Annotated in this window: 25 protein-coding genes; 11 read left to right on the top strand and 14 right to left on the bottom strand. The window is 60.0% G+C overall.

All coding sequences use genetic code 11. The features are described 5' to 3' along the window. Positions 1–154: 154 nt before the first annotated feature. Positions 155–595 (bottom strand): Lrp/AsnC family transcriptional regulator, encoded by a 441-nt coding sequence (locus KGB20_RS10810; protein ID WP_102671896.1) that lies wholly within the window; start codon positions 593–595, stop codon positions 155–157. 139 nt (positions 596–734) lie between these two features. Here KGB20_RS10810 and KGB20_RS10805 point away from each other — a divergent pair, with 139 nt between their 5' ends. The 5 genes from KGB20_RS10805 (at position 735) to KGB20_RS10785 (ending at position 6,916) form a co-directional block, all read left to right on the top strand. Then, positions 735–3,782 (top strand): aminotransferase class III-fold pyridoxal phosphate-dependent enzyme, encoded by a 3,048-nt coding sequence (locus tag KGB20_RS10805; RefSeq protein WP_159390198.1) that lies wholly within the window; start codon positions 735–737, stop codon positions 3,780–3,782. 200 nt (positions 3,783–3,982) lie between these two features. Further along, positions 3,983–4,771 carry an ABC transporter substrate-binding protein gene (locus tag KGB20_RS10800; protein WP_159390197.1) on the top strand — a complete coding sequence of 263 codons (789 nt, stop codon included), beginning with the start codon at positions 3,983–3,985 and terminating at the stop codon, positions 4,769–4,771. Between the two features lie 63 nt (positions 4,772–4,834). Beyond that, the gene (locus tag KGB20_RS10795) at positions 4,835–5,482 is read left to right on the top strand and encodes an amino acid ABC transporter permease (protein WP_159390196.1); all 648 of its coding nucleotides are present in this window, start codon (positions 4,835–4,837) and stop codon (positions 5,480–5,482) included. 10 nt (positions 5,483–5,492) lie between these two features. Continuing rightward, the gene (locus KGB20_RS10790; RefSeq protein WP_154861997.1) at positions 5,493–6,152 is read left to right on the top strand and encodes an amino acid ABC transporter permease; all 660 of its coding nucleotides are present in this window, start codon (positions 5,493–5,495) and stop codon (positions 6,150–6,152) included. Further along, on the top strand, positions 6,149–6,916 hold the full coding sequence (locus KGB20_RS10785; RefSeq protein ID WP_154861996.1) for an amino acid ABC transporter ATP-binding protein: 768 nt from the start codon (positions 6,149–6,151) through the stop codon (positions 6,914–6,916). The genes KGB20_RS10790 and KGB20_RS10785 overlap by 4 nt, the downstream gene beginning before the upstream one ends. Positions 6,917–7,033: 117 nt before the next feature. On the opposite strand, the gene KGB20_RS10780 is transcribed toward KGB20_RS10785, so the two are convergent. Next, positions 7,034–7,792 (bottom strand): DUF899 domain-containing protein, encoded by a 759-nt coding sequence (locus KGB20_RS10780; RefSeq protein WP_159390195.1) that lies wholly within the window; start codon positions 7,790–7,792, stop codon positions 7,034–7,036. 84 nt (positions 7,793–7,876) lie between these two features. Here KGB20_RS10780 and KGB20_RS10775 point away from each other — a divergent pair, with 84 nt between their 5' ends. Together KGB20_RS10775 and KGB20_RS10770 are read left to right on the top strand one after the other, a co-directional pair. Next, positions 7,877–9,097, top strand: coding sequence for a helix-turn-helix domain-containing protein (locus tag KGB20_RS10775; RefSeq protein ID WP_159390194.1), 1,221 nt, complete (start codon positions 7,877–7,879; stop codon positions 9,095–9,097). A gap of 34 nt (positions 9,098–9,131) precedes the next feature. Beyond that, complete coding sequence (locus tag KGB20_RS10770; protein ID WP_150814606.1) at positions 9,132–9,764, top strand: glutaminyl-peptide cyclotransferase; 633 nt, start codon at positions 9,132–9,134, stop codon at positions 9,762–9,764. Between the two features lie 253 nt (positions 9,765–10,017). Here the strand turns inward: KGB20_RS10770 and KGB20_RS10765 are convergent, their stop codons facing one another. From KGB20_RS10765 to KGB20_RS10745, 5 genes are all read right to left on the bottom strand, one after another. Continuing rightward, the gene (locus KGB20_RS10765) at positions 10,018–10,419 is read right to left on the bottom strand and encodes a GFA family protein (RefSeq protein ID WP_154861993.1); all 402 of its coding nucleotides are present in this window, start codon (positions 10,417–10,419) and stop codon (positions 10,018–10,020) included. 388 nt (positions 10,420–10,807) lie between these two features. After that, the gene (locus KGB20_RS10760) at positions 10,808–11,668 is read right to left on the bottom strand and encodes a CAP domain-containing protein (RefSeq protein ID WP_154947394.1); all 861 of its coding nucleotides are present in this window, start codon (positions 11,666–11,668) and stop codon (positions 10,808–10,810) included. 175 nt (positions 11,669–11,843) lie between these two features. Next, positions 11,844–12,509, bottom strand: a complete 666-nt coding sequence (locus KGB20_RS10755) for a helix-turn-helix transcriptional regulator (protein WP_159390193.1) — start codon at positions 12,507–12,509, stop codon at positions 11,844–11,846. A gap of 19 nt (positions 12,510–12,528) precedes the next feature. Further along, positions 12,529–13,158: a hypothetical protein gene (locus KGB20_RS10750; RefSeq protein ID WP_154861990.1), complete on the bottom strand. Its 630-nt coding sequence runs from the start codon at positions 13,156–13,158 to the stop codon at positions 12,529–12,531. Between the two features lie 134 nt (positions 13,159–13,292). After that, on the bottom strand, positions 13,293–14,081 hold the full coding sequence (locus KGB20_RS10745; protein ID WP_159390191.1) for an alpha/beta hydrolase: 789 nt from the start codon (positions 14,079–14,081) through the stop codon (positions 13,293–13,295). Positions 14,082–14,210: 129 nt separating this feature from the next. Between KGB20_RS10745 and KGB20_RS10740 the strand changes: the two genes are divergently transcribed. Both KGB20_RS10740 and KGB20_RS10735 read left to right on the top strand, forming a co-directional pair. Beyond that, complete coding sequence (locus KGB20_RS10740) at positions 14,211–15,155, top strand: aldo/keto reductase (RefSeq protein WP_174245523.1); 945 nt, start codon at positions 14,211–14,213, stop codon at positions 15,153–15,155. A gap of 123 nt (positions 15,156–15,278) precedes the next feature. Next, positions 15,279–15,932 (top strand): peroxiredoxin, encoded by a 654-nt coding sequence (locus tag KGB20_RS10735; RefSeq protein ID WP_056727305.1) that lies wholly within the window; start codon positions 15,279–15,281, stop codon positions 15,930–15,932. A gap of 134 nt (positions 15,933–16,066) precedes the next feature. Here KGB20_RS10735 and yghX read toward each other — a convergent pair whose 3' ends face one another. The 6 genes from yghX to KGB20_RS10700 all read right to left on the bottom strand — a co-directional run bounded on the left by yghX (position 16,067) and on the right by KGB20_RS10700 (position 23,345). Further along, entirely contained in the window at positions 16,067–16,954 is an 888-nt protein-coding gene (yghX, locus tag KGB20_RS10730; protein ID WP_154908615.1) for a YghX family hydrolase, read from the bottom strand. Between the two features lie 150 nt (positions 16,955–17,104). Continuing rightward, entirely contained in the window at positions 17,105–17,506 is a 402-nt protein-coding gene (locus KGB20_RS10725) for a heme-binding protein (RefSeq protein WP_159390190.1), read from the bottom strand. A gap of 19 nt (positions 17,507–17,525) precedes the next feature. Then, a complete protein-coding gene (glcF, locus tag KGB20_RS10720; RefSeq protein WP_223532228.1) occupies positions 17,526–18,743 on the bottom strand; it encodes a glycolate oxidase subunit GlcF in 1,218 nt (405 codons plus the stop codon). Positions 18,744–18,746: 3 nt separating this feature from the next. Then, positions 18,747–19,811, bottom strand: coding sequence for a glycolate oxidase subunit GlcE (glcE, locus tag KGB20_RS10715; RefSeq protein WP_150814590.1), 1,065 nt, complete (start codon positions 19,809–19,811; stop codon positions 18,747–18,749). After that, positions 19,811–21,310, bottom strand: coding sequence for a glycolate oxidase subunit GlcD (gene glcD, locus KGB20_RS10710; protein WP_154908610.1), 1,500 nt, complete (start codon positions 21,308–21,310; stop codon positions 19,811–19,813). The genes glcE and glcD overlap by 1 nt, the downstream gene beginning before the upstream one ends. A gap of 271 nt (positions 21,311–21,581) precedes the next feature. Continuing rightward, on the bottom strand, positions 21,582–23,345 hold the full coding sequence (locus KGB20_RS10700; protein WP_150814589.1) for an L-lactate permease: 1,764 nt from the start codon (positions 23,343–23,345) through the stop codon (positions 21,582–21,584). A 179-nt stretch (positions 23,346–23,524) separates the two neighbouring features. On the opposite strand from KGB20_RS10700, the gene KGB20_RS10695 reads away from it, so the two are divergent. Further along, positions 23,525–23,761 (top strand): hypothetical protein, encoded by a 237-nt coding sequence (locus tag KGB20_RS10695; protein WP_090456183.1) that lies wholly within the window; start codon positions 23,525–23,527, stop codon positions 23,759–23,761. 38 nt (positions 23,762–23,799) lie between these two features. Here KGB20_RS10695 and KGB20_RS10690 read toward each other — a convergent pair whose 3' ends face one another. Next, entirely contained in the window at positions 23,800–24,060 is a 261-nt protein-coding gene (locus KGB20_RS10690; protein ID WP_150814588.1) for a hypothetical protein, read from the bottom strand. Between the two features lie 383 nt (positions 24,061–24,443). Here KGB20_RS10690 and KGB20_RS10685 point away from each other — a divergent pair, with 383 nt between their 5' ends. Continuing rightward, entirely contained in the window at positions 24,444–25,508 is a 1,065-nt protein-coding gene (locus KGB20_RS10685; protein WP_154947727.1) for a hypothetical protein, read from the top strand. Positions 25,509–25,512: the final 4 nt, after the last annotated feature.

The raw sequence follows: 25,512 nt of genomic DNA, 5'->3' as shown, positions 1-25,512 counted from the left end.
GGTACGGCAGCCCCCGACGCTGCTGTACCGCCAATTCATAGTGTGGGAGGCCCTATGGCCAAGATGACGATTTTTCTCGGCGGTTTTCTGCTGTTGACCATCCTGATCGGTATGCTGGCGACGATTCCGCCGACTTGATTACACCCGTTGCCAATCAGGAACTCTGCCGATCAATATCGCGCCGCAGAACGACAGCGGTGGTGATGTCTTCAACGATTTCGTGACTGGCTACTGCATCTCTGACCCGATTCAGATCATCAATAGTTCGCGATTCGACCTCAATGACCAGGTCGAGCTGGCCACTGACCGAGGAGACTCGTCGTACCTGCGAGTTTTGGGCAAGCAGGTCCAGCAAGCTGATTGCGGGTGTGCGTTTCAGGCATACAAGAAGGATTGCGCGAATCACGTTGGCATCGATTTCGCCGATATCAGCTCGGTAGCCTCTGATCACACCATTGCGTTCAAGGTTGATGACTCGCTCGCTGGTAGCACTTCTTGAAAGCCCGATTCTCGCTGCCAGGGCCTTCAGGGCAATTCGAGCCTCTTTGGAAAGAATTTCGAGTATTTCGCGATCTTTCGTGTCCAGGTCGCGCATCAGAACTCCCTAATTTTGCTACCGAAATTGTGCCGGTCGATTCCGGCAATATGCAGGCTGAAGCCGACCGTATACCTACTGCCGTCCAAGGCTTTGCGTGCCAAGCTATCTGAAAAAAATGGCTTGGAAAACAATTACCATGACAAATCTTTCCCATCCTGCCCCCCAGTTCTCGACAGGGGATGCCGAAAAACTGAGTGAGCAGCTTTTCAACGTTATCGGTACGGCCACGCCTCTGGATGGCGAGCGCGACCGCAACTACCGGTTGAATACAGGAACCGATGCCGGATGGATTCTGAAAGTCGTCAACTCGACTGAACCTCGAGTTGAAAGCGAGTTTCAGACAGCCATTCTCAGTCACCTCGCCACGCACAGTCCCGAGCTTACCGTGCCTTTTCTCAAGAAAAGCCTTGCCGGTGAATACCTGGCCTCTGCGGTAGCGCCCTCCGGCGAAACCCATGCGGTCCGCCTGGTCAGCTGGTTGCACGGAACGCCGCTTGCCGAGGTCGAGCGCACGTTCGAATTGATGCGCAGCCTTGGCCAATCGTTCGGTGAGATAGATCGTGCACTTCAGGGCTTCATGCATCCAGGCGCGGTACGTGATCTCGACTGGGATTTGCGTCACGCCGCACGTTCGAGTTCACGCCTGCATTTCGTGAAAGATCCTGGCAGAAGGGCCATTCTGGAACGCTTCATAGAACGTTTCGAAAAAACCGTTCAACCGAAGCTTTCGCGACTGCGTGCACAAGTCATTCACAATGACGGCAACGACTGGAACATCCTCGTCGATTCCCGCAATCATCAGAAAGTCTCGGGCATCATCGATTTTGGCGATGCGGTCCATACGATTCTGATTGCCGAAGTCGCCATCACCTGCGCCTATTCCATTCTCGACACGGAAGATCCAATCGGCGCGGCTGCCGCCCTCACGGCCGGTTTCCATGAGAAGTACCCTCTGCAGCCGGAGGAGCTTGACGTCCTCTTCAATCTCATTGCGATGCGCCTGGTCACGAGCGTCACCTTGTCGGCATCGCGATACGACCGAACGCAAGACAATCCCTACCTTGGCATCAGCGAAGCGCCGGCCTGGCGCCTTCTGGAAAGGATGGATCGCATGAACCCTCGTCTGGCGACTGCGATCTTGCGTAAAGCCTGTGGTTTTGACGCGATCGAAGGCGCTGGTGCGGTTCGCCGCTGGGTGGCCGAAAACAGCAAGTCCTTCGCGGATATCGTGCGTCCATCCGCTGCGACGATGAACAAGGTCATTGCTCCGTTCGGAGACGCTTCGCATGTGATGACTATCGCTTCAGCCGAGCAACGTCCAGCGCAGGCAACGAAGTGGTGGAATGATTTTTCTGCCGAACACAAGGTGCCGCTCGGTATCGGGCCATGGGGAGAGGAAAGGACCATCTACACCGACACGGCGTTTGAATCACGATTCATTGAAGGGCAGCGTCGGATCCTTCACGTCGGTGTCGACTTGATCATGCCCGCTGGAACGCCTCTCTATACGCCCGTTGCCGGTGTGGTGCAGAGCGTCGAGGTCGAGCATGAGCCGCTTGGTTATGGTGGTTTGATCATGCTCGAGCACTCGCCTGAAGGTTGCCCGCCATTCCTGACGCTGTGGGGGCATATGGCTCATGAAGCCTTGGCGCGGCTCAAGCCCGGTGACCGCCTGGAGGCTGGCGAGCTTGTGGGATACATGGGAGCGGATACGGAAAATGGCGGATGGATTCCCCATGTGCATTTTCAAATGTCTACGGACACAGCGTTGAAAGCGAGCGAATTCATCGGCGTAGGTGAACGGGCTTATCTTGAGGTATGGGCCGACATTTTTCCCGATGCATCGAGTCTCGCGGGGATTCCTCCGGAAACCTACAGCCAGGACGGACGCACCAAGGCAGAGATTGTTGCGAAGCGAAAGGAGTTGTTGCTTCCAAACCTGTCGATTTCCTATTCAGATCCGATCAAGTTCGTTCGCGGTGATGGGGTCTGGTTGATCGATAACTTTGGTAGGGCGTATCTGGACTGCTTCAATAACGTGTGCCATCTCGGCCACTCTCATCCAGATGTGGTGCAAGCGCTTTCGCGGCAGGCATCACGCCTGAACACGAACACGCGTTATCTGCACGATAATATCGTGGAGTATGCAGAGCGACTCACCGCTACCTTGCCTGAAGGTCTGGCTGTCGCTTCCTTCGGCTGTTCGGGAAGTGAAGCAAACAGCCTCATGCTGCGTATGGCGCGCAATCACACGGGGCGTAACGATGCAATTGTGCTGGATTGGGCTTACCACGGCACTACGCAGGAACTGATCGACCTCAGCCCTTACAAGTACAAGCGTAAAGCCGGTAAAGGGCGTGCAGATCATGTGTTTGAGGCGGCCGTCCCGGATGCCTACCGTGGTGTGGATCACTGGTCGTTCGAGGAACTTGGCAAGCGTTTCGCTGAAAGCGTGGCGGATCAGATTGAACTCATGCGCAAGCAGGGCAGATCCCCGGCGTTCTTTTTGGCGGAGTCCATTCCAAGTGTCGCCGGGCAACTTTTCTTCCCGGAAAACTACTTGAAAGAAGTCTATGCAATGGTTCGTGCAGAGGGCGGTCTTTGCCTGGCTGACGAAGTCCAGGTCGGCTTTGGTCGCGTAGGTAGCCATTGGTGGGCTTTTGAAACCCAGGGTGTCGTTCCCGATGCAGTGTCCATGGGCAAACCCATTGGCAATGGGCATCCCATGTCGGCGGTTGTGACCACGCGAGAAATTGCAGACAGCTTCAACAATGGCATGGAGTACTTCAATACCTTCGCCGGCAGTCCGGTTTCCTGTGCTGTAGGGCTCTCGGTGCTCGATGTAATTGAGCGCGATAACCTGAAACTCAACGCACTGACCGTTGGCAACTATCTGCTCGACGGCTTCCGTAAGTTGCAGCAGCGATACGATGCAATAGGCGATGTGCGCGGGTTGGGTCTTTTTCTCGGGATAGAACTTGTCACGGACCGCAAAACGAAAGTTCCAGCCACGGAGCTGGCCAGGAAAGTAGCCGATGGTGCAAGGGAGCGAGGCATCTTGATCGGTACTGAAGGCCCCCATGACAATGTTCTGAAAATGCGCCCATCGATGATTTTCAGTCAGAAAAACGCTGATTTTCTGCTTGAGGTCCTGGACGAAAGCTTTAAGGCCGCACTCCGGTAGATCGCAAAGGGCGGGGCGTGCGACAAGACACCAGGTTGGACGATGTGGCTCCCCGACATAGTGTCGGCCAACTCCGGCAATGTGTCAGGTTGGCTGACACCTTGCCGGGTGCTTTCCAGAAGTGCCTATGCAAGACTTTTCATGAAGGCCGGGTGAATAACCCCAAGAAAATAATAAACAATTCTTCCAAGGTGCCATCCATGCTAACTAAAAAGCTCAAGGGTTTGATTGTCGCTTCTACCGTGGCGGCAGCGGCGCTACTTTCCACTTCAGCTGTTCATGCTGATGATTTGAAGTCGATCCAGGATTCCAAAGAGATCCGTATCGCGATGAGCGGTCAATACTCTCCCTTCAGCTTTGCAAACGAGCAGAACCAGATCGTCGGATTCGACGCCTCCATCAGCGAGGCGCTGGCTGAGCGGATGGGGGTAAAGGTGACGATCATCACGACGCCATTCGACGGGATAATTGCAGGACTTCTCGCGAAGAAATATGACGCCATCGTCGCTTCGATGACCATTACCCCGGAACGCCAGAAAGCAGTGGATTTTGTTGGGCCTTATTACCACGCTGGCCGAACGATCGTAGTGAAGGACAACTCTTCGATCAAAAGTCTTGATGATCTTAAAGATGTTGTTGTCGGCGTTACCCTTGGGGATGCACACGATAAATGGGCCAGGGCCCGCGGCAACCTGAAGGTGAGAACGTACAAAGGTCTACCCGAAATGCTTGTCGACCTGGAGGCCGGGCGCATCGATGCGATAGTGATGGACAGTGTTCCGGTGTTGGTCGCCGTCAAAGAAACAGGGCAGAAGGTTCGCATCATTACTCCACCGGATAGCGATGGTGGCATTGAAGGCATGGGCATTGCCCTGCGCAAGAATAACCCTGAGCTCAAGGCGACCATGCAGAAGGCGCTTGAAGACATGCTCGCCGATGGCACCTACGAAAAGATCTCGATGAAGTGGATTGGCAACGATATCCGCTGATTCATGTTCAGCATGGCCCGACCTGTCGTCGGGCCAGCCAATCCGACTTTTCCGAGCGTTCCCATGGATCTGACTCTCATACAACGCACATTCCCGTTTTTCCTGGAGGCGGCCTGGATTACGGTGCAAATCTCTGTACTTGCTCTTCTGCTTGGTTTTCTGGTCGCAATCGTGCTGGTTGCTGCCCGGTTGTCCACTGCTCTCGCATTTCGATACCTTGCAAGACTCTACATCAGCGTTTTTCGCGGCACTCCCTGCCTGGTTCAGCTGTTCATCATTTACTTTGGTGGGCCGCAGATCGGAATTGAACTGGAGCCGTTTGCCGCAGGGGTAATCGGCTTGGGCCTGAACATCGCTGCCTACATGGCGGAATCCATTCGTGGCGCTATCACCAACGTTGACCCAGGCCAGGAAGAAGCTGCACGTTCGATTGGTTTCGGGCGTGGCCAGACCTTATGGTTTATCACGCTGCCACAAGCTGCAAAGTTGATGATCAGGCCGCTGGGAGTGAACGCTGTCGCTCTTATCAAAGGTTCTGCACTGGTGTCGACGATCTCTGTTGTTGAGCTTTCATATACAGCGCAACGCTTTATCAGTTCAACGTACAAACCTTTTGAGATTTTCATGGTGTCGGCACTGCTTTACATCGTGATGGTCTACTCGGTCAGATTTGTTGTTGACTATCTCGATAATCGCTTCGCGGCAAGGTGAGAGCATTCAGATGCAAAGCCTGGATCTTAGTATAGTTACACCCTATTCCGAGCTACTTGCGACCGGTCTTTGGTGGACGGTTGTGATGTTTGTAAGTTCCAGCATATTGAGTTTGATGGCAGGGGTAGCCTTTGCACTCATCGTTCTTTATGCGCCCAGGATCCTGGCGCTGCCCGTGCGTTTTATGACGTGGTTGCTCATGGGCACTCCACTGCTTCTTCAGTTGTACTTGATTTATTATGGTCTTGTACAAGTGGGGATTGATATTCCTGCCCTGGTGGCAGGCATCATAGGCCTCAGTTTGCACTTTGCCGTCTACAATGCCGACGTTATTCGTGCCGGTGTGGTATCGGTAGACCCTGGTCAGATTGAAGGTGCCCGCTCCATTGGTCTCAGCCGTGGACAGACTCAGCGTTACATCATCGTACCGCAGGCGCTTCGCAGGACTATTGCGCCGCTGGGAAACAATCTGATTGTCCTGTTGAAGGACACCTCTCTGGTTTCCATAATCGGTATTGCCGAGTTGGTGTACAGCGCACAACTTGCCGTGAGCGAGACCTATAGCCCGTTTGAGTTTTATCTGACTGTCGCGGTTATTTATTATGCAGCCAATCTAGTTCTCGAAGCCGGTCTGCATCTTCTCGAAAACAAGGTAGAGATGTCACGATGATCAGCAAGGAATTCATGGTTGAGGTGAAGGGCGCTCGCAAGGCTTACGGAGCACTTGAAGTACTCAAGGGAATCGATCTTTCCATATCTCGCGGACAAATTGTCGCCATCATCGGCCCAAGTGGATCTGGCAAAAGCACGCTTCTGCGGTCAATCAACCACCTGGAGGTGCTTGACGATGGCGAGATATGGTTAGAGGGTGAGCAAGTCAATCGGCCATTGAAAGGTCGTGCGTTTGAACAGCATATAAATGCTGTGCGTCAGCAGATGGGTATGGTATTTCAACACTTCAATCTATTTCCGCATTTGACCGTGTATGAAAACATCGCTCTTGGTCCGATAAAACTCAAGGGCCTTACAAAAAAAGCATCTCGTGAGTTGGCAATGGAATACTTGTCAAAAGTTGGCTTGGCCAACAAGTTCGATGAGTATCCTTCTCGCCTGTCAGGCGGACAGAAACAGCGCGTTGCCATAGCAAGGGCACTGGCGATGCAACCAAAAGTCATGTTGTTCGACGAGGCTACATCGGCACTGGACCCTGAGCTTGTCGAAGAGGTCAACCTGGTCATGAAGCAACTCGCTGCGGAGCACATGACAATGTTGATCGTCACTCACGAAATGCGCTTTGCCGGCGAAGTGGCAGACCGGATTGTCTTTATGGACGGCGGGGTTGTAGTGGAGGAGGGGGCACCGCAAGAGATCCTGCAAAACCCTGTCCAGGAACGAACCCGGTCATTCTTGAAAAAGCATCTGCACGACAGATAAGTTGCGCCTTCCCACAAATCTTGCGTGATCTTGCAAAACCTAGTCTCGCAGACAAAGCCGGCACTGGTGGACAAGCTGGCGGACGTTTTCATCGGTGGTCAGTGACAACGCTGGCGCTCACCGGTACTCATCATGCCGACGCCACCAGGGCCCCGTTTCATTGCGTCCCTTGGGCGCGCGGTCGAGCCATTGGTACATGCTCCACAATCCGTCCAGGCCCCGCGCGTAGGTGGAGTAGGTGTGATAAATCTCGCCGTCCTCCAGCACAAACGTACTCAACCCCGGCCTGTCGCGGGTATAGGTCGGCGCATCGGTGCCACAGGTCGCGGCGAATTGTTTCACCGGTTCCGGGATCTGGCTGGCGTCCATGGCATGGCCGCCGCGCTGGTAGTTGTATTCGATCAAGCCTTCGCGCTGCTGCGCTTCGGTGAAGTAGACATTGAAGTCGGCGGTGAAGTCGCTATCGGCGGCCGAGGCCCAGGGGAAGGTCCAGCCCATTCGGCGCTTGTAGGCCTGCAGTTTCGCCAAGGGTGCGCGGGATATCGCCATCAGGGTCACGTCGTGGTTCGCCAGGTGGACGACGATGGGGTCGAAGCCATCGGCGATGGCTGAGCAGGAAGGGCAGCCGGCTGTGTAGTCGGGGCCGAACATGAAGTGGTAGACCAGCAGTTGCGAGCGCCCTTGAAAGAGTTCGGCCAAGGTGGCGCTGCCGTTGTCGGTATCGAAGCGGTACGTCTTGTCGAGGTGAAACCATGGCAATGCCTGGCGTTGCCTGGCCACATCATCGCTGCGTCGGGTCAGTGCTTTTTCCGCTTCAAGCAGTTGCAAACGTGCCGCCAGCCATTGTTCCCGGGTCGCGGTTTTGTGGGTGTTCATCGTTGTACGCTCCTGGTGAAAGCTCGTGATTTAGACTAAACCCGGGTATCGAATGATGGGAGTGACAAGCGTGGCGGGATTACGATGGACTCGATGATCACGGCAGCTGCACAGGCGCTGGCGGCGGGCAATCCGCTGGGCGCACTGGACCGCGTGGCCTTGCGCGACGATGCGCCGGCCCTGGCCCTGCGCGGTATCGCCATGGCGCAACTGGGCGATCTGGTGCGGGCCAGGGCGCTGGTCAAGCGGGCGCAACGGGCCTTTGCGCCCAAGGAAGTGCTGGCCCGGGCGCGATGTGTGGTGGCTGAGGCCGAAATCGCCCTGGCTTCGCGGGAGCTCGGGTGGCCGGTCAAGGCGCTTGAAACGGCGCGGGTCACCCTTGAACACCACGGTGACCGGGTCAATGCCGCCCATGCGCGTTATCTGCAAATCCGCCGTCTGCTGTTGATCGGCCAGCTCGATGAGGCACAGCAGTTGCTGGCCGGACTCGACCCCGGCCCATTGCCACCGGCCTTGCGGGCAACCCATGAACTGGTGCTGGCGGGGATCGCTATTCGGCGCCTGCAATCGCACGCGGCGCGGGAGGCGTTGAACAGGGCCGGGCAGGCTGCCGGTCAAGCCGGAATTGCGGCGCTGATGGCTGAGGTCCAACACGCTGTGTATCTGCTCGATGCCCCTGCGGCACGCCTGATTGCCCAGGGTGAAGTACGGCCGCTGTTGCTCGATGATGTTGAAGCGTTGTTCTGTTCAACGTCACTGGTGGTGGATGCCTGCCGGTACGTTGTGCGCGGTTGTGGCATGTCGGTGTCGCTCGCGACGCGGCCGATCCTGTTCGTGCTCGCCCGTGCGTTGGCCGAGGCGTGGCCCGCCGACGTTGCGCGGGAAACGCTGATCGCCCGGGCGTTTCGTCTGAAGCTTTCGGATGAATCCCATCGCGCCCGGCTTCGCGTGGAAATCGGCAGGCTGCGTAAAGCACTCAAGCCATTGGCCGGCGTTATCGCGACAGCGCGCGGTTATGCCTTGCATTCGCCGGTGTGTACGCATGTGGTGACGCTGGCGCAACCGGTCGAGGAAAAATTTGCCGCGGTGTTTGCCTGCCTCGCCGATGGCGAGTCGTGGTCGAGTTCCGCCCTGGCACTGGCGCTGGGCACCAGCCAGCGCACGGTGCAACGGGCGCTCGATGCGCTGGCGGAGCAGGGCAAGGTGCAGTGGTTTGGCCGTGGTCGAGCGCGGCGCTGGATGACGCCGCCCGTGCCGGGATTCGCGACGACCTTGTTACTCCCGGCGCCGCTGCCCGGTGGCTAGGATGAACGGCACCAACCCCATCGAGGAATGCCAGATGAAACACGCAACTGCTGAAATCATTCGTGAATATGGCCCGTTTGCCGATGTCGACCACGTGTGCGGCGTCACCTGGGACGGCGAAAAGGTCTGGTTCGCATGCAACAGCAAAATCAACGCCCTGGACCCGGAAAGCGGCAAGGTTCTGAGCTCGATCGATGTCGCTGCCCATGCCGGCACCGCGTTTGACGGGGAGCACCTGTTCCAGATCGCCGAAGACCGCATCCACAAGATCGACCCCCGCACCGGTCGCATCCTTTCGACGATTCCTGCTCCCGGCGCAGGCGCCGATTCGGGGCTGACCTGGGCCGAAGGGACGTTGTGGGTGGGCCAGTACCGCGAACGCAAGATTCACCAGATCGACCCCGAGAACGGCAAGATCCTGCGCACCATCGAATCCAACCGTTTCGTCACCGGCGTGACCTGGGTGGACGGCGCGCTGTGGCACGGTACGTGGGAAGGCGATGAAAGCGAGCTGCGCCGGATCGATCCGCAAACGGGCGAAGTGCTGCAGAGCCTGAAAATGCCCGAAGGCGTGGGCGTGTCGGGGCTGGAGTCCGATGGTGGCGAGCGGTTGTTCTGCGGTGGCGGCGATAGCGGCAAGGTGAGGGTGGTGCGCCGGCCTGCCTGAGTGAGGCCGGGTTACCAAGTGCAACCTGTGTGGGAGCGAGCTTGCTCGCGATTGCAGAGTGTCAGGCAACATCGATGTTGACTGATTTGACGCCATCGCGAGCAAGCTTGCTCCCACAGGGTTAGTGGATGTACGCAAAATCTGCGAGCAACCGAAATCACTGTGGGAGCGAGCTTGCTCGCGATAGCGGTGGGTCAGTCGATATCAATGTTGAATGTGCTGACCTCATCGCGAGCAAGCTCGCTCCAGCCACTCAGTCCGTTCGTGGATGCTGATCGTTGATGTCGTACCAATCCGCTTTCGAGCTGACAAAAACATGTTTTTGCTTGTTTGGTCGTAACGCCGTATCCAGCGTACCGAGGGCAATCGAAATCCACTCGGAAAACGCTCCTGTCGAGTCAGTCCAGAACAGTGAAGATCCGCAGTGAGAACAGAACTGCCGTGTGACACCCCTGGACGATTCATACGTCTTCAGCGAATCTGCGCCGGTCATGATGCCAAGCGCCGAGGCGGGTGCGCTGGCATAGGTTGCAAATGCAGCCCCATGGCCCTTTCGGCATTGGCTGCAATGGCAATGGGTGACGGCTTTCAGCTCGGTCGACAAGCGATATTTGACGGCGCCGCAGAGGCAACTGCCGTGGTGAAACTCATCCATGTAAAGTCATCCGTGGATCGATAGTATTTTTCCGTCCTGCCATGTTTTCTGCTGGTCGAAATCGGTCTAAAAGCCCGGTTGGCAAATGTGTCTGTTTTGCTATCCTCAAACCTGTAGGTGAAGACGCAGACTGATGCGCAAAAGGATAGCAAGGAGACGTGGGGCGCGTTCCGAAGGGTACACGGTTAGAAAGATCCCCGCGCTGGGATCCAGCCCTTATGCCGTGTGAAGCAGAAGAGTTCCATTACAGTTTCACGACTCTTTTGTGGGAGGCCTGATAAACCTTGTAAGCCGGAGACCAGCACCGGCCACCTACTTGTTACATTCACCCACAAAGCCCGCTCAGTGCGGGCTTTTTAATGCCCGCAAGGTGGGTCCGGTCAGCGGCTCAAGGCGCGCCAAACAGCATCGTCCAGTAAACACCGTTGTCGCTGCGCGCGTTGGCGGCGTAAGCGGCACCGACCTGGGTGAACATCGGGTTCATCAGGTTGGCGCAGTGCCCGGGGCTGGCGAGCCAGCCGGCCATGGCCTTGCTGGGTGAACCTTGCCCGGCGGCGATGTTTTCACCGATCTGCCGGCCACGGTAGCCAGCGGCCCTGGCGCGGTCGGAGGGCATGTCACCGTCGGCGTCCTGGTGGGCGAAATAGTTGCCGTAGGCCATATCCTTGCTGTGGCTTTGTGCTGCGGAGCCCAAGGCTGCACTCCAGGACAGCGGCCGTGCGGCGGCGAAACGCTGGCGACCACACAGTCGCGGTTTGGCCCGGGCTGCGTTGACCTGCGCCAGCAACGCCTGAGCGGCGCTGCGTGGATCGCCGGTTTTCCCGTCGAGCACCGGCCGTGCCAGCACCACTTGCCACTCACTCCCAGCGCGGCTGACGCCGATGTCGGCGTACTGATTGTCGAGCAGTGCGGCGCAGTGCTCGTCCTGGAACATGTCGAAGGCTTCTTCGGCATCCCGTGCACCCACCACGCGGATGGACCTCACCATGGTGGCCTGATAGCCGGAAGCCTTTAACCGGTCCCGCAACCCACCGCCATAGCCAACGGGCAGGGCCAGGTTCGACTTGAGCGTCAGGGGTGATAAGCGTTGCGTCGGCCGCCGGTCGCAGCGTTGCGGATGGGCGCGATAGTCGTTGATGGCGTCTACCAGTTGCCGTTGCCCATCGGCGTGGGCGGGGCTTGCAAAAACGGGGAGCAGGGAAAACAGGCACAGCGAAGATAAGCGCAAGGCAACGACAGTTTGGCGCATGGACGGACAACTCTGATGAGATGACAACGAAGAAAGTGGGGAAAAACGCTGGGCTATGACTGGTGCCTTGAAACAAGGTTCACGGCGGGCACCTGTCTATTTGCGGGCGAAGCCATGAGTCCGACGAAGGGTGTCAGGTCGTCGGAAACCGGCAGCAACGGTTGTCACGCCAGCGCTAGGCTGGCTGATCGGTATTGCCTGAAGCAGGCTCTGTCGCGACGTCCGGGGTTTCGCTCGGACGCAACCTGAAGCGACAGACATGCCCGCCGCGCACCATGCACTCGCTGTGCTCGACTTCACCGCCGCCCAACGCGCCAATCAAGGCCAGGTCCAGTTCGCAGACCACCGGGTGGGCAGCGGCCAAGCGATGGAACACGCAGTTATGCGCGACGATTTCCGGGGGGCCGCCTGAGCGAAAAAACACCTCGGCTTCGTAGCCCGCCTGGTTCATGTGCTGGACGATCCTGGCTTCATCCACGACCTGCTGTTCACGGTCCGAAGCCAGTTTGCGGCCCATGCTGCGCATCAGCGAGGCCAGGGCTTCAGGGCCGATGATGGCAGCGACTTCATCAATCAATACGCTGGCCAGTAGCTGATAATGGCGAGGGAACTGCTCCCGCGCGTGGTCGGTGAGCTGATACAACTGCTCGGGGCGACGGCCCGTCGGCCGGGTGTCGCCGCGCAGCACCAGAGCGTCACGCTCCAGCGCCGCCAGGTGTTGGCGGATCGCCGTGCGCGTGACTGCCAGGTGCTCAGCCAACTCGTCAATGCTCATGCCGCCCCCATGGTGCAGCAGTGCGTTGAGCAGGTCCTGCTGTGTTCGGCCCAGTCCTTCCAGCATGGTGTGCCCTCGCGCGATATCAGAACTTGTCCGGGAATTGCTTGACCAGCGCGCCGGTCAAGGCGTCGGCCAGGGCCAGGATGTGCGTGCGCATCATCGCCCAGGTGCGGGCTTCGCCGGTGTAATCGTGTGCCGAGAATTCATCGATCTGGGCAACGTGGTGACCGCCATGGGCCGACAACATGTTGACCAACGTGGCTTCAGGCAGATTGGGGTTGGCGGTGGCCAGGAAAGTCGCAATCGCCTTGGCATTGCCGGTCAACTCGGTAACGGCAGCCTGCTTGCCTTTCGCGTCTTTCGCGACGGTGGCATCGCTGTAGTGTTTCACCGCGCCCCAATGACCGGCAAGCAGCTTGAGCAACTGATCGGCTGCCGGTTGGCCGTAGAGCGGGGCGATGCTGTTGGCGATTTTGGTGGCGTTGTCGACCACTTGGTCCGCCGCCACTTTGGCTTGCTTCTGGTCGGCGGATTGATTGGCCAGCGCGTAGTTTCTGATCCAGAAAATGTGTTCGACCCAAAGGTCGCGAAGGGCCAGGCGCGTGGTCAGCGCGGGGCTGTCGGCAGCGGCAGGTGAGGCGGCAGGCGTCTGGCTCCAGACCGGTTGCGCACAGAAAGCCAGCAGGAGCAAAGCCAGGATCTTGATATTCATGACGGCACCCTCTGAGAGTGGGAATGTTCGACAATATCAATATAGGCATAAAAATATGTTTTTATTCGGCGTGGGTGAACTCTCGGATTAACGGTCGTATTTCGTCATGGGAAAAGGCACCTCGCACTCAGGTTTTACAACCCTTCACGCAGACGTTTGAGGTAGTCGGGGCTGTCACTGATCGAGTTATGGCCCGACCCCGCAATGACCTGCAATGACGCCACACCACGGGTGAAGTGACTCAACAGGCGCTCGGTGCTTGAGCGCGCAATCACCTCGTCATGCTCGGCCGCGATCAACAATGTCGGCACGGTGATGCGGGCGGCGTACCGCCAGGACTGAAACTTGTCCTTCAACAACCAGCGCACCGGAAACCAGCGGAACTGACGGGCAGCGAGCCCTTCGAGGCTGTTGTAGGGCGTGATCAGCACCAGTCGCGCCGCCGGGCGCTCGCTGGCCAGGCGCACGGCCACCCCGGAGCCCAGGCTGCGTCCGACCACTGCCACATGCGGATGGCTGGCATGTACCTGGTCGAACAAGGTGATGGCATCGCGGGCAATGGCCTCTTCGGAAGGCGAGCCGGAACTCCCGCCATAACCCCGGTAATGCAGCAGATACAGGGCGTAGTCAGGGAATGCTTGGGAGAACCCGGGCAGGTTGCGCGAGACGTCTTCGGCATTGCCGCCAAAATAAATCAGCGCGTTGGGACCCTCGTGCGGTCGGATGGACACCAGCACCTGTGCGTCGGCAGTCGGCAGGGTGAGCAGCGTCGCGGCAGTCCCGACGGCGCGCGGTTGCGGGTAGTAAATCAGCGCTCGCTGGAAAACGAACAGCGCCACGCACAGCGCCAGGTACAACGCAGCGACGATGACGACGAGTAACAACAGGGTGCGCGACATTCGACTAACGTTAGTGGGCGGCATTGACTGCTCGGGGTTTGAAAATGGCTGGCGCCACAAGGCTTTCTGAGTGTAGTCAATCGACCCTTGGCGCGGGTTATCCGTATTGTCGGCGCAACAGGCCGGACCCTGGCGACTGGTGAGAAGCGTTTTATGAGCCATCCTGTGGGGTACACCCGTAGAGCAATACTCACGCTGGCTGCCGGTGCTTCGGCGGTCTTCACGTTCGGTCAGGCGGGGGCACAACCCGTGCCGTCGACGGGAACAGGAGGCAAGACCATGCAGACCCGCGCCATTCCTTCCAGCAACGAGTCCTTGCCGATCGTAGGGTTGGGCACTTATCGCGGATTCGATGTCGAGCCTTCGCAACCGGCCTACAAGGACTTGCCCGCGGTGCTGGACGCGTTGTTCGAGAAGGGTGGCAAGCTGATCGACAGCTCGCCGATGTACGGTCGCGCCGAACAGACCACCGGCGAACTGCTGTCGATCCATGAGCCGCGCTCGCCGGCCTTTCTGGCCACCAAGGTGTGGACCCGGGGCCGCGAAGAAGGCATCGCGCAGATGGAACAATCCTTCGCCCTGTTGCAGACCGACCGGATCGACCTGATGCAGATCCACAACCTGCTGGACTGGCGGACGCACCTGCCGACCCTGCGCCACTGGAAGGAAGCTGGGCGCATCCGCTACATCGGCATCACCCATTACACGGCGTCGGCCTATGAAGAGGTGGAAGCGGTACTCAAGGCCGAGCCAGTGGATTTCTTGCAGATCAACTACGCCCTGGATGATCGCGGCGTAGAGAAACGCTTGCTGCCGTTGTGCCGCGAGCGGGGAGTGGCGGTGATCTGCAACCGGCCGTTTGGCGGTGGCGGCTTGCTGGCCAAACTGAAAGATAAGCCGCTGCCAGGCTGGGCGGCGCAAGTCGGGGTCAAGAGCTGGCCGCAACTGGCACTGAAGTACCTGCTGTCACATTCGGCGGTGACCTGCGTGATTCCCGGCACCGGCAACCCGCGCTACATGGCGGAAAATGTCCGGGCCGGTTTCGGCCCGATGCTCACCGATGCCCAGCGTCAGCAACTGATTGCGCTGGTGGGCTAGCGACGTGTTCAACCCGTTGCGGCGAGTCGCCGAACCTCTCCTATACTGAGTCGCGTCCATGCCGCGGGAAGCGCATTCGCTGCCCTGACGGCGTCCCTGTCCATCACTGCAAGGAGATCGAACATGGCTATCCGCATTGGCGACGAAGCACCGGATTTCACCGCCGACACCACCGAAGGCACCCTCAACTTTCACCAATGGATCGGCGATGGCTGGGCCATCCTGTTTTCCCATCCCAAGGATTTCACCCCGGTGTGCACCACCGAACTGGGTTACCTGGCCAAACTCAAACCGGAATTCGACAAGCGCAACACCAAGGTCCTGGGCCTCAGCGTCGACCCGGTCAGTGACCACAACCGTTGGGTCGGTGACATCGCCGAGACCCAGGGCACGGCGGTGAACTACCCGCTGATCGGCGACGAAAACCTGGTGGTGGCCAAGCTCTACGACATGATCCACCCCAATGCCAGTGGCGGCGCGCGCACGGCAGTGGACAACGCCACGGTGCGTTCGGTGTTCATCGTCGGCCCGGACAAGAAGGTCAAGGCCATGCTGATCTACCCGATGAGCGCCGGGCGCAATTTCGATGAAGTGTTGCGTCTGCTTGATTCCCTGCAACTCAATGCCAAACACACCGTTGCCACGCCAGTGAACTGGCGGCCGGGTGAAGACGTAATCATCCCGACCTCGGTGTCCGATGAAGACGCGAAGAAGAAATACCCGGATGGCTTCAAGACCCTGAAGCCGTATCTGCGGACCGTGGCTCAACCGAAGTAGTCACCAACAGTCATACCGCCATCGCGAGCAAGCTCGCTCCCACACTGGATCTCCAGTGAACACAAGATCTGTGTGCGACAGAGATCCATGTGGGAGCGGGCTTGCTCGCGAAGGGGCCAGCCCCGGACTTCCAGTCAAACCAGATACTTGCGAAACCACCCCAACGTCCGCTCCCACGCCAGCTTGGCCGCCGCCTCGTCAAAGCGCGGCGTCGAATCATTGTGAAAGCCATGATTGCAGCCCGGATAAATGTAGGCCTCATAGGTCTTGCCCCCGGCCTTCAACGCTTGCTCATAGGCGGGCCAGCCTTCGTTGATCCGCGTATCCAGTTCGCCGTAGTGCAACATCACCGGGGCCTTGATCCGGGGCACTTCCTCGGCCGTTGGCTGACGGCCATAAAACGACACGGCGGCCCCCAGTTCCGGATAGGCCACGGCAGCGGCGTTGGTCACGCCACCGCCGTAGCAGAATCCGGTGATGCCGACTTTTCCGCTGGCGGCAGGGTTTTTCATCATCCATTCGACGGCGGCGAAAAAGTCGTTCATCAGCTTTTCCGGGTCGACCTTGGCCTGAAGCTCGCGGCCCTTGTCGTCATTGCCCGGATAACCGCCGACCGAACTCAGGCCGTCCGGGGCGAGGGCGATGAAGCCGGACTTGGCCAGCCGCCGGGCCACATCTTCGATGTACGGGTTGAGCCCGCGGTTTTCGTGCACGACCACCACTGCTGGTACTTTGCCGGTGGCTTTGGCCGGACGCACCAGATAACCGCGAACCTGGCCGTGGCCCTTGGGCGACGGGTAGGTGATGTACTCGGCAATAATCTCCGGATCGGTGAAGGAGACCTGCTCGGCCAGCGCATAGTTGGGGCTTAGCGCGGCGAGCAGGGCTCCAGCGGTCAAACCGCCGAAGGTAAACAGCGCCGCACGGTCGAGAAACTCCCGGCGGTTGATCTTGCCGTGGGCGTAGTAGTCGTACAGTTCCAGCAGTTCGGGGGCGAAGTCTTTTGCGGTTAGACGGGTCATGGATTCAGCTCCTCTCGTCTGGTTTAACGGGGCCCCTGTGGGAGCGGGCTTGCTCGCGAAAGCGGTCTGTCAGACAGCAATGTCTTCGACTGACACTCTCTCTTCGCGAGCAAGCCCGCTCCCACAGGGGAAAAGGGTGAAGCCAACATCTCATTTCAGGCTCTGCGCCCCGGCCTTAGCTACCTGCGCATCCTGTTCGGGCTTGACGCCCGACACCCCGACAGCACCAATCACCTGTCCATCAAAAACAATCGGCACGCCACCCTCAAGCGAAGTCAGCAAGGGTGCCGAGAGGAAAGCGTAGCGCCCAGCGTTGACCATGTCCTCATAGCTTTTCGATTCGCGCCGCCCGAGGGCTGAGGTGCGTGCCTTTTCGGTAGCGATATACACGCTGGCAGGCGTGCAGCCATCGAGGCGTTCGAGGGCCAGCGGGTGGCCGCCGTCATCGACCACCACTATGGTCACGGCCCATTGATTGGCCTGTGCTTCGGCGCGGGCGGCGGTGAGGATCTGGCCGACTTCGGCCTGGCTCAGGACAGCTTTGCGGTTCATGGGCATCTCCAGGGTTCGGTTAAGGCAAGTTGGCTTCGACCAGTTCGATCCAGTGCCGCACCGGGGTTCGCCCTGCGCCGTCGAGGTGCGACTGGCAGCCGATGTTGGCCGTGACAATGACCTCCGGATGGCCGCTTTCCAGGGCCTCGAGCTTGTTGTCGCGCAGTTGTCGCGACAGTTCGGGCTGGGTCAGCGAATAGGTGCCCGCCGAGCCGCAGCACAGGTGCCCGTCGGGGACAGACGTCAGGTTGAAACCGAGTCCGGTCAGCAGCGCTTCCACGGCACCGCCGAGTTTCTGCCCGTGCTGCAAGGTGCAGGGGCAATGGAAGGCCAGACGTTGCGAGGCGTGAATGCCGAGTTGCTCCAGCGGTTCGTCGCGCAACACTTCCACCAGATCCCGGGCCAGCGCACTGACCTTTTTTGCCTTGTCGGCATAGGCCGGATCGCTGGCGAGCAGGTGGCCGTAATCCTTGATGAAGGCGCCGCAACCGCTGGCGGTCTGCACAATCGCCTCGGCGCCTTTTTCCAGGCTCGGCCACCACGCGTCGATGTTGCGACGGGCACGATCGAGGCCGATGGCCTGGGCGTCCAGGTGGTAGTCCACGGCGCCGCAGCAACCGGCTTCGCGGCTCGCGATGACGCTGATCCCCAACCGGTCCAGCACCCGCGCCGCCGCGGCATTGGTGTTGGGGGACAGGCTGGGCTGCACGCAACCTTCGAGCATCAGCACCTGACGCTCGCGCAGGGTCATGGGTCGCGGCTTGGCCGGGTAGACATTGCGCGGCAACTTGCTTTGCAGGTTGCCGGGCAGCAGCGCGCGGAACACCTGACCGCTATTGACCAGGCTCTTGAACAGCTCTGGATGCGGCACAGTCTGCCGCAAACCCTCGCGCAACAGGCGCTGACCGAGCGGGCGTGGCACCGCCGCATCGACCACAGCCCGCCCGATGTCCAGCAGGTTGTGGTAGTCGACGCCCGACGGACAGGTGGTTTCGCAGTTGCGGCACGATAGGCAGCGGTCCAGGTGCTGCTGGGTCTTTTGCGTGACGTCGTTGCCTTCCAGCACCTGCTTGATCAGGTAAATGCGACCCCGTGGTCCGTCCAGTTCATCGCCGAGCAATTGATAGGTCGGGCAGGTGGCATTGCAGAACCCGCAGTGCACGCAGGTGCGCAGGATGCTTTCGGCTTCTGCGGCGCGTGGCAATTGGCTGGCGCGTTCACTCAAGGTCGTCTGCATGGTTCAAAGCTCCGCGTACAGGCGTCCGGGGTTGAAGATACCCCGTGGATCGAGCTGTTGTTTCAGGTTGCGGTGATAGCGCATCAGGGCCGGGGGCAGAGGCTGGAATGGAGTGTCGGTCAGGCCGTGGCTGAAGCAGGTGGCATGGCCACCGACCTCGTCGACGACCTGACGGATGTACGCCGCTTCGGCATCGGATTTCAGCCAGCGCTGGGCGCCCCCCCAGTCGATCAACTGGCGCCCCGGCAACGACAGAAGCGGCGTGTTGTGTGGCAGTGACAGGCGCCAAAGCGGTTGGTCTTCATCGAAGAAACTCAAGCGCTGTTCGTTGAGATCGTCCCACCAGCAAGACTCCAGCCGTTCGCCTCCGAGGCGCTCATGGGCCGCCGATACCGAACCTTCACCGCCCTCAAGCCGCAGGTGCAGGCGTGAACCGTCGTGACAAGCCGCGCTGATCGGCAACGGCTGCTGGCCCCATTCCGCCAGGCGCAACAAGGCCCGTTCGGCGTCCATTTCCAGGCTGATACTGAGGCACTGCCGGGGTTTGGGCAGCACTTTGAGGGACACTTCGGTAATCAGCCCGAGGCTGCCGTAACTGCCGGCCATCAGGCGCGACAGGTCGTAGCCGGCGACGTTTTTCATCACCTCGCCACCGAAGCGCAACAGCTTGCCTTGCCCTGTGATGACCCGCGTGCCGAGCACGAAATCGCGCACCGAACCGGACCACGGGCGCCGTGGCCCGGACAGCCCGCAGGCGATCATGCCGCCGACGGTAGCGCCGTCGCCGAAGGATGGTGGCTCGCAGGGCAGCATCTGTTGCGCGGCGTCCAGTACCTGCGTCAGTTGCGACAACGGTGTGCCGCAACGGGCGGTGATCACCAGTTCAGTCGGGTCGTAACTGACGATACCCCGGTGCGAGCGGGTGTCGAGAATCTCCCCGGCCGTGGTGCGGCCGAGAAAGGCTTTGCTGTTGGAACCCTGGATGCGCAAGGGCGTGGCGTTTTCCAGCGCCTGATTGACCTGTTCCAGCAGTGACTGGCTGTCATCGAAATCTTCAGGGCCGTGCATCAGAAGCGCTCCAGCTCGGGGAAGGGCAATTGACCGCCATGTATGTGCATGGCACCGAATTCGGCGCAGCGGTGCAGGGTCGGAATGTTCTTGCCGGGGTTGAGCAGGCCGCTGGGGTCGAAGGCGGCCTTGATGGCATGGAACAGGGTCAGCTCATCGCTGTTGAACTGCGCGCACATCTGGTTGATCTTCTCGCGGCCCACGCCGTGTTCACCGGTGATGCTGCCGCCGACTTTCACGCACAACTCCAGAATCTTGCCACCCAGGGCTTCAGCTCGATCAAGTTCACCGGGTTGATTGGCATCGAACAGGATCAGCGGGTGCATGTTGCCGTCGCCGGCATGGAACACGTTGGCCACCCGCAGGCCGTATTCGTTCGAAAGCTCGGCGATGGCGTGCAGTACGCCGGGCAGTTCGCGACGGGGAATGGTGCCGTCCATGCAGTAGTAGTCCGGCGAGAGGCGACCCACCGCCGGGAAGGCATTCTTGCGCCCGGCCCAGAACAGCACGCGCTCGGCTTCGTCCTTGGCCTGGCGTAACTCGGTGGCGCCGGCCTGTTGCAGTACCTGGCGCACCCGGTCGCAGTCCTCTGAGACATCGGCTTCGACACCATCGAGCTCGCACAGCAGAATGGCCTGGGCATCCACCGGATAACCGGCGTGGATGAAGTCCTCGGCGGCGCGGATGGCCAGGTTGTCCATCATTTCCAGGCCACCGGGGATGATGCCGGCGGCAATGATGTCGCCGACGGCGCGCCCGGCTTTTTCCACGGAATCGAACGCCGCCAGCAGCACTTTGGCGGTCTGCGGTTTGGGCAGCAGCTTGACCGTGACCTCGGTGATCACCCCGAGCAGGCCTTCGGATCCGGTGAACAGCGCCAGCAGGTCGAAACCGGGGGCGTCGAGGGCGTTGGAGCCCAGGCTCAGGTGCTCGCCATCGACGGTGAGGATGTCGACCTTGAGCACGTTGTGCACGGTCAGGCCGTACTTCAGGCAGTGCACGCCACCGGCATTTTCCGCGACGTTGCCTCCGATGGAACAGGCGATTTGCGAGGAAGGATCCGGCGCGTAATACAGGCCGAAGGGTGCCGCTGCCTGGGAAATCGCCAGATTGCGTACGCCGGGCTGAACCCGAGCGGTACGGGCGGCTGGATCGATGTGCAGGATGTTGTTGAAGCGCGCCATCACCAGCAGCACGCCTTTCTCCAGGGGCAGCGCGCCGCCGGACAACCCGGTGCCCGCGCCACGGGCCACGACGGGGACGCGCAGTTCATGGCAGACCCGCAGCACCCCCTGGACTTCGTCGATGGAGCGGGGCAGCACCACCAGCATCGGCGTGGTGCGATAGGCCGACAGCCCGTCGCATTCGTAGGGCTTGGTTTCCTCGCGCTGATGCAGGATCTCAAGAGCTGGCAAGCGGGTTTGCAGGGCGTGCAACAGCGCCTGTTTGTCGACGTCGGGCAAGGCGCCGTCAACGCGTTCATCGTAGAGAATGTTCATCGGCGCTCGACACTCGTTTTGTTGATGCGTGAGGTCTGTTTTCGCGGTCCACTGTCTTAATCATTGGCCCGTCAGGCTCAGCTGTCCATGGGATCGTTGTCTGCTCGACGTACCACCATCCATAGATGTGGGAGCGAGCTTGCTCGCGATAGCGGCAGACCATTCGACATCTATGTTGAATGACACTCCGCCATCGCGAGCAAGCTCGCTCCCACAGGGATCAGGTTTCCCACTGGGATCAGGCTCAAGCAGAATTACGCTTGTATTCGACTCAATGCCCGCCCACCACCATATGGCTGAACGGCGCGACGTAGGCCTGCAGCGTCACCAGGCCACCGACCAGGATCGCCAGCACAATCGAGTGGAAGAATACGTAGCGCAGGATTTCCCCTTCATGGCCGTACCAGCGGGTGGCGGTGGAGGCGACCACGATCGACTGGGCGTCGACCATCTTGCCCATGACCCCCCCGGAACTGTTGGCGGCAGCCATCAACACCGGGCTGATGCCCAACTGCTCGGATGTCACCCGTTGCAGGCCACCGAACAGCACGTTTGACGCGGTGTCCGAACCTGTCAACGCCACGCCGAGCCAGCCGAGCAGGGTGCCGAACATCGGGTAGAAAATGCCCGTCGCGGCGAAAGCCAGGCCCATGGTCGCATCCAGGCCCGAGTAGCGCGTGAGGAAGCCCAGCGCGAGCATCGCCGCAATGGTGATCAGCGAATAACGCACCACCCACAAAGTGCGCAGGTACTGGTGAATCAGTTGCGGGATCGAGTACCCCATCAGCAAACCGCCGACAATCGCCGCCAGCAGAATGCCGCTGCCGGTGGCGGTGAACCAGGTGAACTTGTACACCGCTTCTTCGGTTTTCGGCGCGGCCACCACGGGCGGGACTTTCTCGACCTGCAAGTGCAGGGTGGTGAAGGTCACGACCGGCGCAAACAGCGGGTTCGCCTCGCGCATCGGCTTGCCCTGAGGATCGAGCTTGGCGGCACTGGTTTGCGGGTCGATGGCGGGGCGGGTGTCGAAGGTGTTCTTGAAGCCCTGGGTGCCCCAGATGAACACGAAGACCGTGAGGATGAGCCACGGCATCCACGCCCGCATCACTGCCGGTTTTGCTTCATTGGCAAAGGTTGCAGTGGGTACAGGCTTTTCGTCGTGCTCGGCGTCGATCTTCGAGTTGTCGACCCGGCCGGACAGGGCGGCGGAGGTATGCACGGTGGCCGGTTTCCACACTTTGAGGAAACCGGTCAGGCAGGCCATGGAAATCAGTGCGGCGATCACGTCCACGAGCATCGGCCCGTGATAGTTGGACACCAGGAACTGCGGCACGGCAAAACTGACCCCGGCCACCAGGATCGCCGGCCAGATTTCCACCATCTTGCGCCAGCCGGCAAAGGCCCAGATCAACCAGAACGGCACCAGCACCGAGAAGAACGGCAACTGTCGGCCGACCATCATCGACAGCTCCATTTCATCCAGTCCGGTGACCTTGGCCAGGGTGATGATCGGTGTGCCGAGGGCGCCGAACGCCACGGGGGCGGTGTTGGCGATCAGTGCCAGCCCTGAAGCGGCGAGCGGCGAAAACCCCAGCCCGATCAGAATCGCCCCGGTCACCGCCACCGGCGTACCGAAACCGGCCGCGCCCTCGAAAAACGCCCCGAAGCAGAAGGCGATCAGCAGCAATTGCAGGCGCCGGTCATCGGTGATGCGCGCCAGGGAGTCTTGCAGCACCTTGAACGAACCGTTCTCGGTGGTCAGGCGATGCAGGAAGATGATGTTCAACACGATCCAGCCAATCGGCAGCAGGCCGTTGGCCGCACCGAACAGCGCCGCGGAACCGGCCATGTTCGCCGGCATGCCGAAGGCGAAGATCGAGATCAGCAAGGCCGAGGCCAGGGCGAGCAACGCCGCCAGGTGCGCCTTGATATGAAAAAACGCGAGGGACGCCAGCATCACCACCACCGGCACAGCCGCCATGAGCGTTGAAAGCACCGGGTTACCGAACGGATCGTAGACTTGCTGCCAGACCATGTTCCACCTCTGCTTTTTATTGTTGGACGTGCAGATCCCCAGGGGGGAGGTGGCCTTGAGTATAGGTGGCATTGCGCCGCTGTCAGGGCCGGCCTCCGGTCCTGCCAATCGGCGCATTCCGGAGGGCTGAGCTAGCATGGCCAGTAGGGTTTGAATTCAGTCAGGGGAGCAATGCAGTCATGACCGAGCGCCATATGGAGCACAAGGAAACGCTATCGAACGGATGCAACATCAAAGTCAAGGCAGAGATATTGAAGGACGGTTCGTTGGGTATGTTCATCGGTGTCTATCGGCCGGACGGCTCGGCCATCGATGAGAACCACGACCCGCGGCCGCACATGCTGGACATGGAAGCGGCGATGGATTGGGGGATTGATATTGCCAAGGGGATCGGCAATAGCCAGCGAACGTTGTGAGCGGTTGCCGTCCGTGCCCGGGCGACCGGCGGTCGCTGTCAGAACCCGAACGAACGGGCCGAGCTTTTTGCCAGTTCGACATCCAGCAGATGCTCGACCAGCACATCATTCAAAAAACGGAACTGATCATTGAGCCCGACCACTTCGTTGCTGAAGTGATGATCGGCTGCCGGGATCAGCAACGCCTCGAACTTCTCGTCGAACAGAAGAGTCAACTCTTTACGTGACTCGAATTCCTGCGCGTAGAAATTGTTGCCGAACACCGGAAAACGTACGGCGAGGGTGACAGTGTGAATCATGATGTTTGTTCCTCGCTCAGGACGTACCAGGCAAACACACTCAATGTGAACGCCGTCAGGGCCAGGCAGGTCAGCAGATGGATCAGCATGAGGTTCCCCTCCGATTCGGGGTTTCGTGTTGGCTTGGAATTGATCCTACGCTGACGGCGTTCAAGCGGAAGGCAATCGCGGCGATGGTGAATATCGACGCCAGTGATGGTGGTTTTTGTGTTGTTGATGCGGACCCCTTCGCGAGCAAGCCCGCTCCCACAGGTTCACCGCCAACCAAGGTGGGAGCGGGCTTGCTCGCGAAGGCGGCCTCAAGGGCACAGCCACCTATACTTAAACCGATGGTTTCGAGTATCGGGCATTTCGTCCGGTGCACACTGCGGGAAGTCGCAATCTTGAGCCTGCGTTCGCTGATCGTCGCCGTGCTGGTGGTGTTGGCGGGGTGCGCCACACCGCCGCGTGCGCCGGTGGAAGTGGCGCCAGTCATCGTTCCCGCCAGCACCTGGCAGCAAGTGGACCGGGAGATCGTCGCTGCGTCGCAGTCAGCCACCGAGCAGACCAGAATCTATGCCCGCGGCGCCATGGAGTACTGGCGTACACGGGTCTATGAGTTGACCGAACAGAATTTCATTCCGTGGTTCAGCAGCTACTGGACCCAGGAATGGCTGTCGGTGAAGGTCAGCTGGTACACCCTCAGCGCCAGGGGTGAGCAGGACGCATCGGAAAAACGCCTGGCGGCGTACCTGCTCGAAGCCTATCAGGAGAAGGTCCTGGCCCCGGCGGCATTGGAAGTCGATCCCGATGCGATTCTCGGTCTGGCAGCGGCGTTCTACGTCGACATCCTCAAGGAAGAGCTGCAGAAAATCTCCACCCGCCACGGCGTGCCGATGGCCCAGCTCAACGGGCGCATCCAGAAAATCCCGGCCATCGCCCTCGGGCCGCCGCCGGCGCGGGACGCTTCGTTGTACCAGATCGTGCACACCGAATCGCTGAACACCTTGCCGGCCTTCGCCGCGCTGGTCGACAAAATCCACAAGGCCGGTGGCGACAAGGGGGTGGGCTCGACCGACACCGCGATGGCGCCGGTGGCCAGGCGCGCCAGCCGGCGGATGGAAGCCGAGATGGCCCCGCGCGGGGCCGCCAGCGCCGTGGCCGCGGCAGCCGGGAGACTCGCCGGTGGCTTGATCACGATAGGGGTGGCGGGCATTCGCGCACTGATTCAGGCCAATGACCGGCCCGACAGCGAGGCGCTGATCCGCAGCAGCCTGGGCAATACCTTCGACAAGGCCTGGCTCAAACTGGTGCAGAACCCGACCACCGGCGTCATGGCTGGCACGCTTTACATGGCGGGGCAGATCGAAGGCAGCCTGGCGGTGAGTACTGAACCACCGGTCGGTTTGAGTACCGGCGCTGTCGATTGGACGCCAGCGCAATCGACTACCCAGCAGAACACCCCATGACCCA

Origin of the sequence: Pseudomonas sp. BF-R-30, from assembly GCF_019956175.1 — a bacterium.
Lineage (GTDB): Bacteria > Pseudomonadota > Gammaproteobacteria > Pseudomonadales > Pseudomonadaceae > Aquipseudomonas > Aquipseudomonas jessenii.
The sequence above is the reverse complement of the archived record's forward strand: the minus strand, read 5'-3'. Positions and strand labels throughout refer to the sequence as shown.

Excerpts from the sequence above, each read along its gene's own strand:
- KGB20_RS10810 (WP_102671896.1), bottom strand. The coding sequence starts at position 595 with ATGCGCGACCTGGACACGAAAGATCGCGAAATACTCGAAATTCTTTCC.
- KGB20_RS10805 (WP_159390198.1), top strand. The coding sequence starts at position 735 with ATGACAAATCTTTCCCATCCTGCCCCCCAGTTCTCGACAGGGGATGCC.
- KGB20_RS10800 (WP_159390197.1), top strand. The coding sequence starts at position 3,983 with ATGCTAACTAAAAAGCTCAAGGGTTTGATTGTCGCTTCTACCGTGGCG.
- KGB20_RS10795 (WP_159390196.1), top strand. The coding sequence starts at position 4,835 with ATGGATCTGACTCTCATACAACGCACATTCCCGTTTTTCCTGGAGGCG.
- KGB20_RS10790 (WP_154861997.1), top strand. The coding sequence starts at position 5,493 with ATGCAAAGCCTGGATCTTAGTATAGTTACACCCTATTCCGAGCTACTT.
- KGB20_RS10785 (WP_154861996.1), top strand. The coding sequence starts at position 6,149 with ATGATCAGCAAGGAATTCATGGTTGAGGTGAAGGGCGCTCGCAAGGCT.
- KGB20_RS10780 (WP_159390195.1), bottom strand. The coding sequence starts at position 7,792 with ATGAACACCCACAAAACCGCGACCCGGGAACAATGGCTGGCGGCACGT.
- KGB20_RS10775 (WP_159390194.1), top strand. The coding sequence starts at position 7,877 with ATGGACTCGATGATCACGGCAGCTGCACAGGCGCTGGCGGCGGGCAAT.
- KGB20_RS10770 (WP_150814606.1), top strand. The coding sequence starts at position 9,132 with ATGAAACACGCAACTGCTGAAATCATTCGTGAATATGGCCCGTTTGCC.
- KGB20_RS10765 (WP_154861993.1), bottom strand. The coding sequence starts at position 10,419 with ATGGATGAGTTTCACCACGGCAGTTGCCTCTGCGGCGCCGTCAAATAT.
- KGB20_RS10760 (WP_154947394.1), bottom strand. The coding sequence starts at position 11,668 with ATGCGCCAAACTGTCGTTGCCTTGCGCTTATCTTCGCTGTGCCTGTTT.
- KGB20_RS10755 (WP_159390193.1), bottom strand. The coding sequence starts at position 12,509 with ATGCTGGAAGGACTGGGCCGAACACAGCAGGACCTGCTCAACGCACTG.
- KGB20_RS10750 (WP_154861990.1), bottom strand. The coding sequence starts at position 13,158 with ATGAATATCAAGATCCTGGCTTTGCTCCTGCTGGCTTTCTGTGCGCAA.
- KGB20_RS10745 (WP_159390191.1), bottom strand. The coding sequence starts at position 14,081 with ATGCCGCCCACTAACGTTAGTCGAATGTCGCGCACCCTGTTGTTACTC.
- KGB20_RS10740 (WP_174245523.1), top strand. The coding sequence starts at position 14,211 with ATGAGCCATCCTGTGGGGTACACCCGTAGAGCAATACTCACGCTGGCT.
- KGB20_RS10735 (WP_056727305.1), top strand. The coding sequence starts at position 15,279 with ATGGCTATCCGCATTGGCGACGAAGCACCGGATTTCACCGCCGACACC.
- yghX (WP_154908615.1), bottom strand. The coding sequence starts at position 16,954 with ATGACCCGTCTAACCGCAAAAGACTTCGCCCCCGAACTGCTGGAACTG.
- KGB20_RS10725 (WP_159390190.1), bottom strand. The coding sequence starts at position 17,506 with ATGAACCGCAAAGCTGTCCTGAGCCAGGCCGAAGTCGGCCAGATCCTC.
- glcF (WP_223532228.1), bottom strand. The coding sequence starts at position 18,743 with ATGCAGACGACCTTGAGTGAACGCGCCAGCCAATTGCCACGCGCCGCA.
- glcE (WP_150814590.1), bottom strand. The coding sequence starts at position 19,811 with ATGCACGGCCCTGAAGATTTCGATGACAGCCAGTCACTGCTGGAACAG.
- glcD (WP_154908610.1), bottom strand. The coding sequence starts at position 21,310 with ATGAACATTCTCTACGATGAACGCGTTGACGGCGCCTTGCCCGACGTC.
- KGB20_RS10700 (WP_150814589.1), bottom strand. The coding sequence starts at position 23,345 with ATGGTCTGGCAGCAAGTCTACGATCCGTTCGGTAACCCGGTGCTTTCA.
- KGB20_RS10695 (WP_090456183.1), top strand. The coding sequence starts at position 23,525 with ATGACCGAGCGCCATATGGAGCACAAGGAAACGCTATCGAACGGATGC.
- KGB20_RS10690 (WP_150814588.1), bottom strand. The coding sequence starts at position 24,060 with ATGATTCACACTGTCACCCTCGCCGTACGTTTTCCGGTGTTCGGCAAC.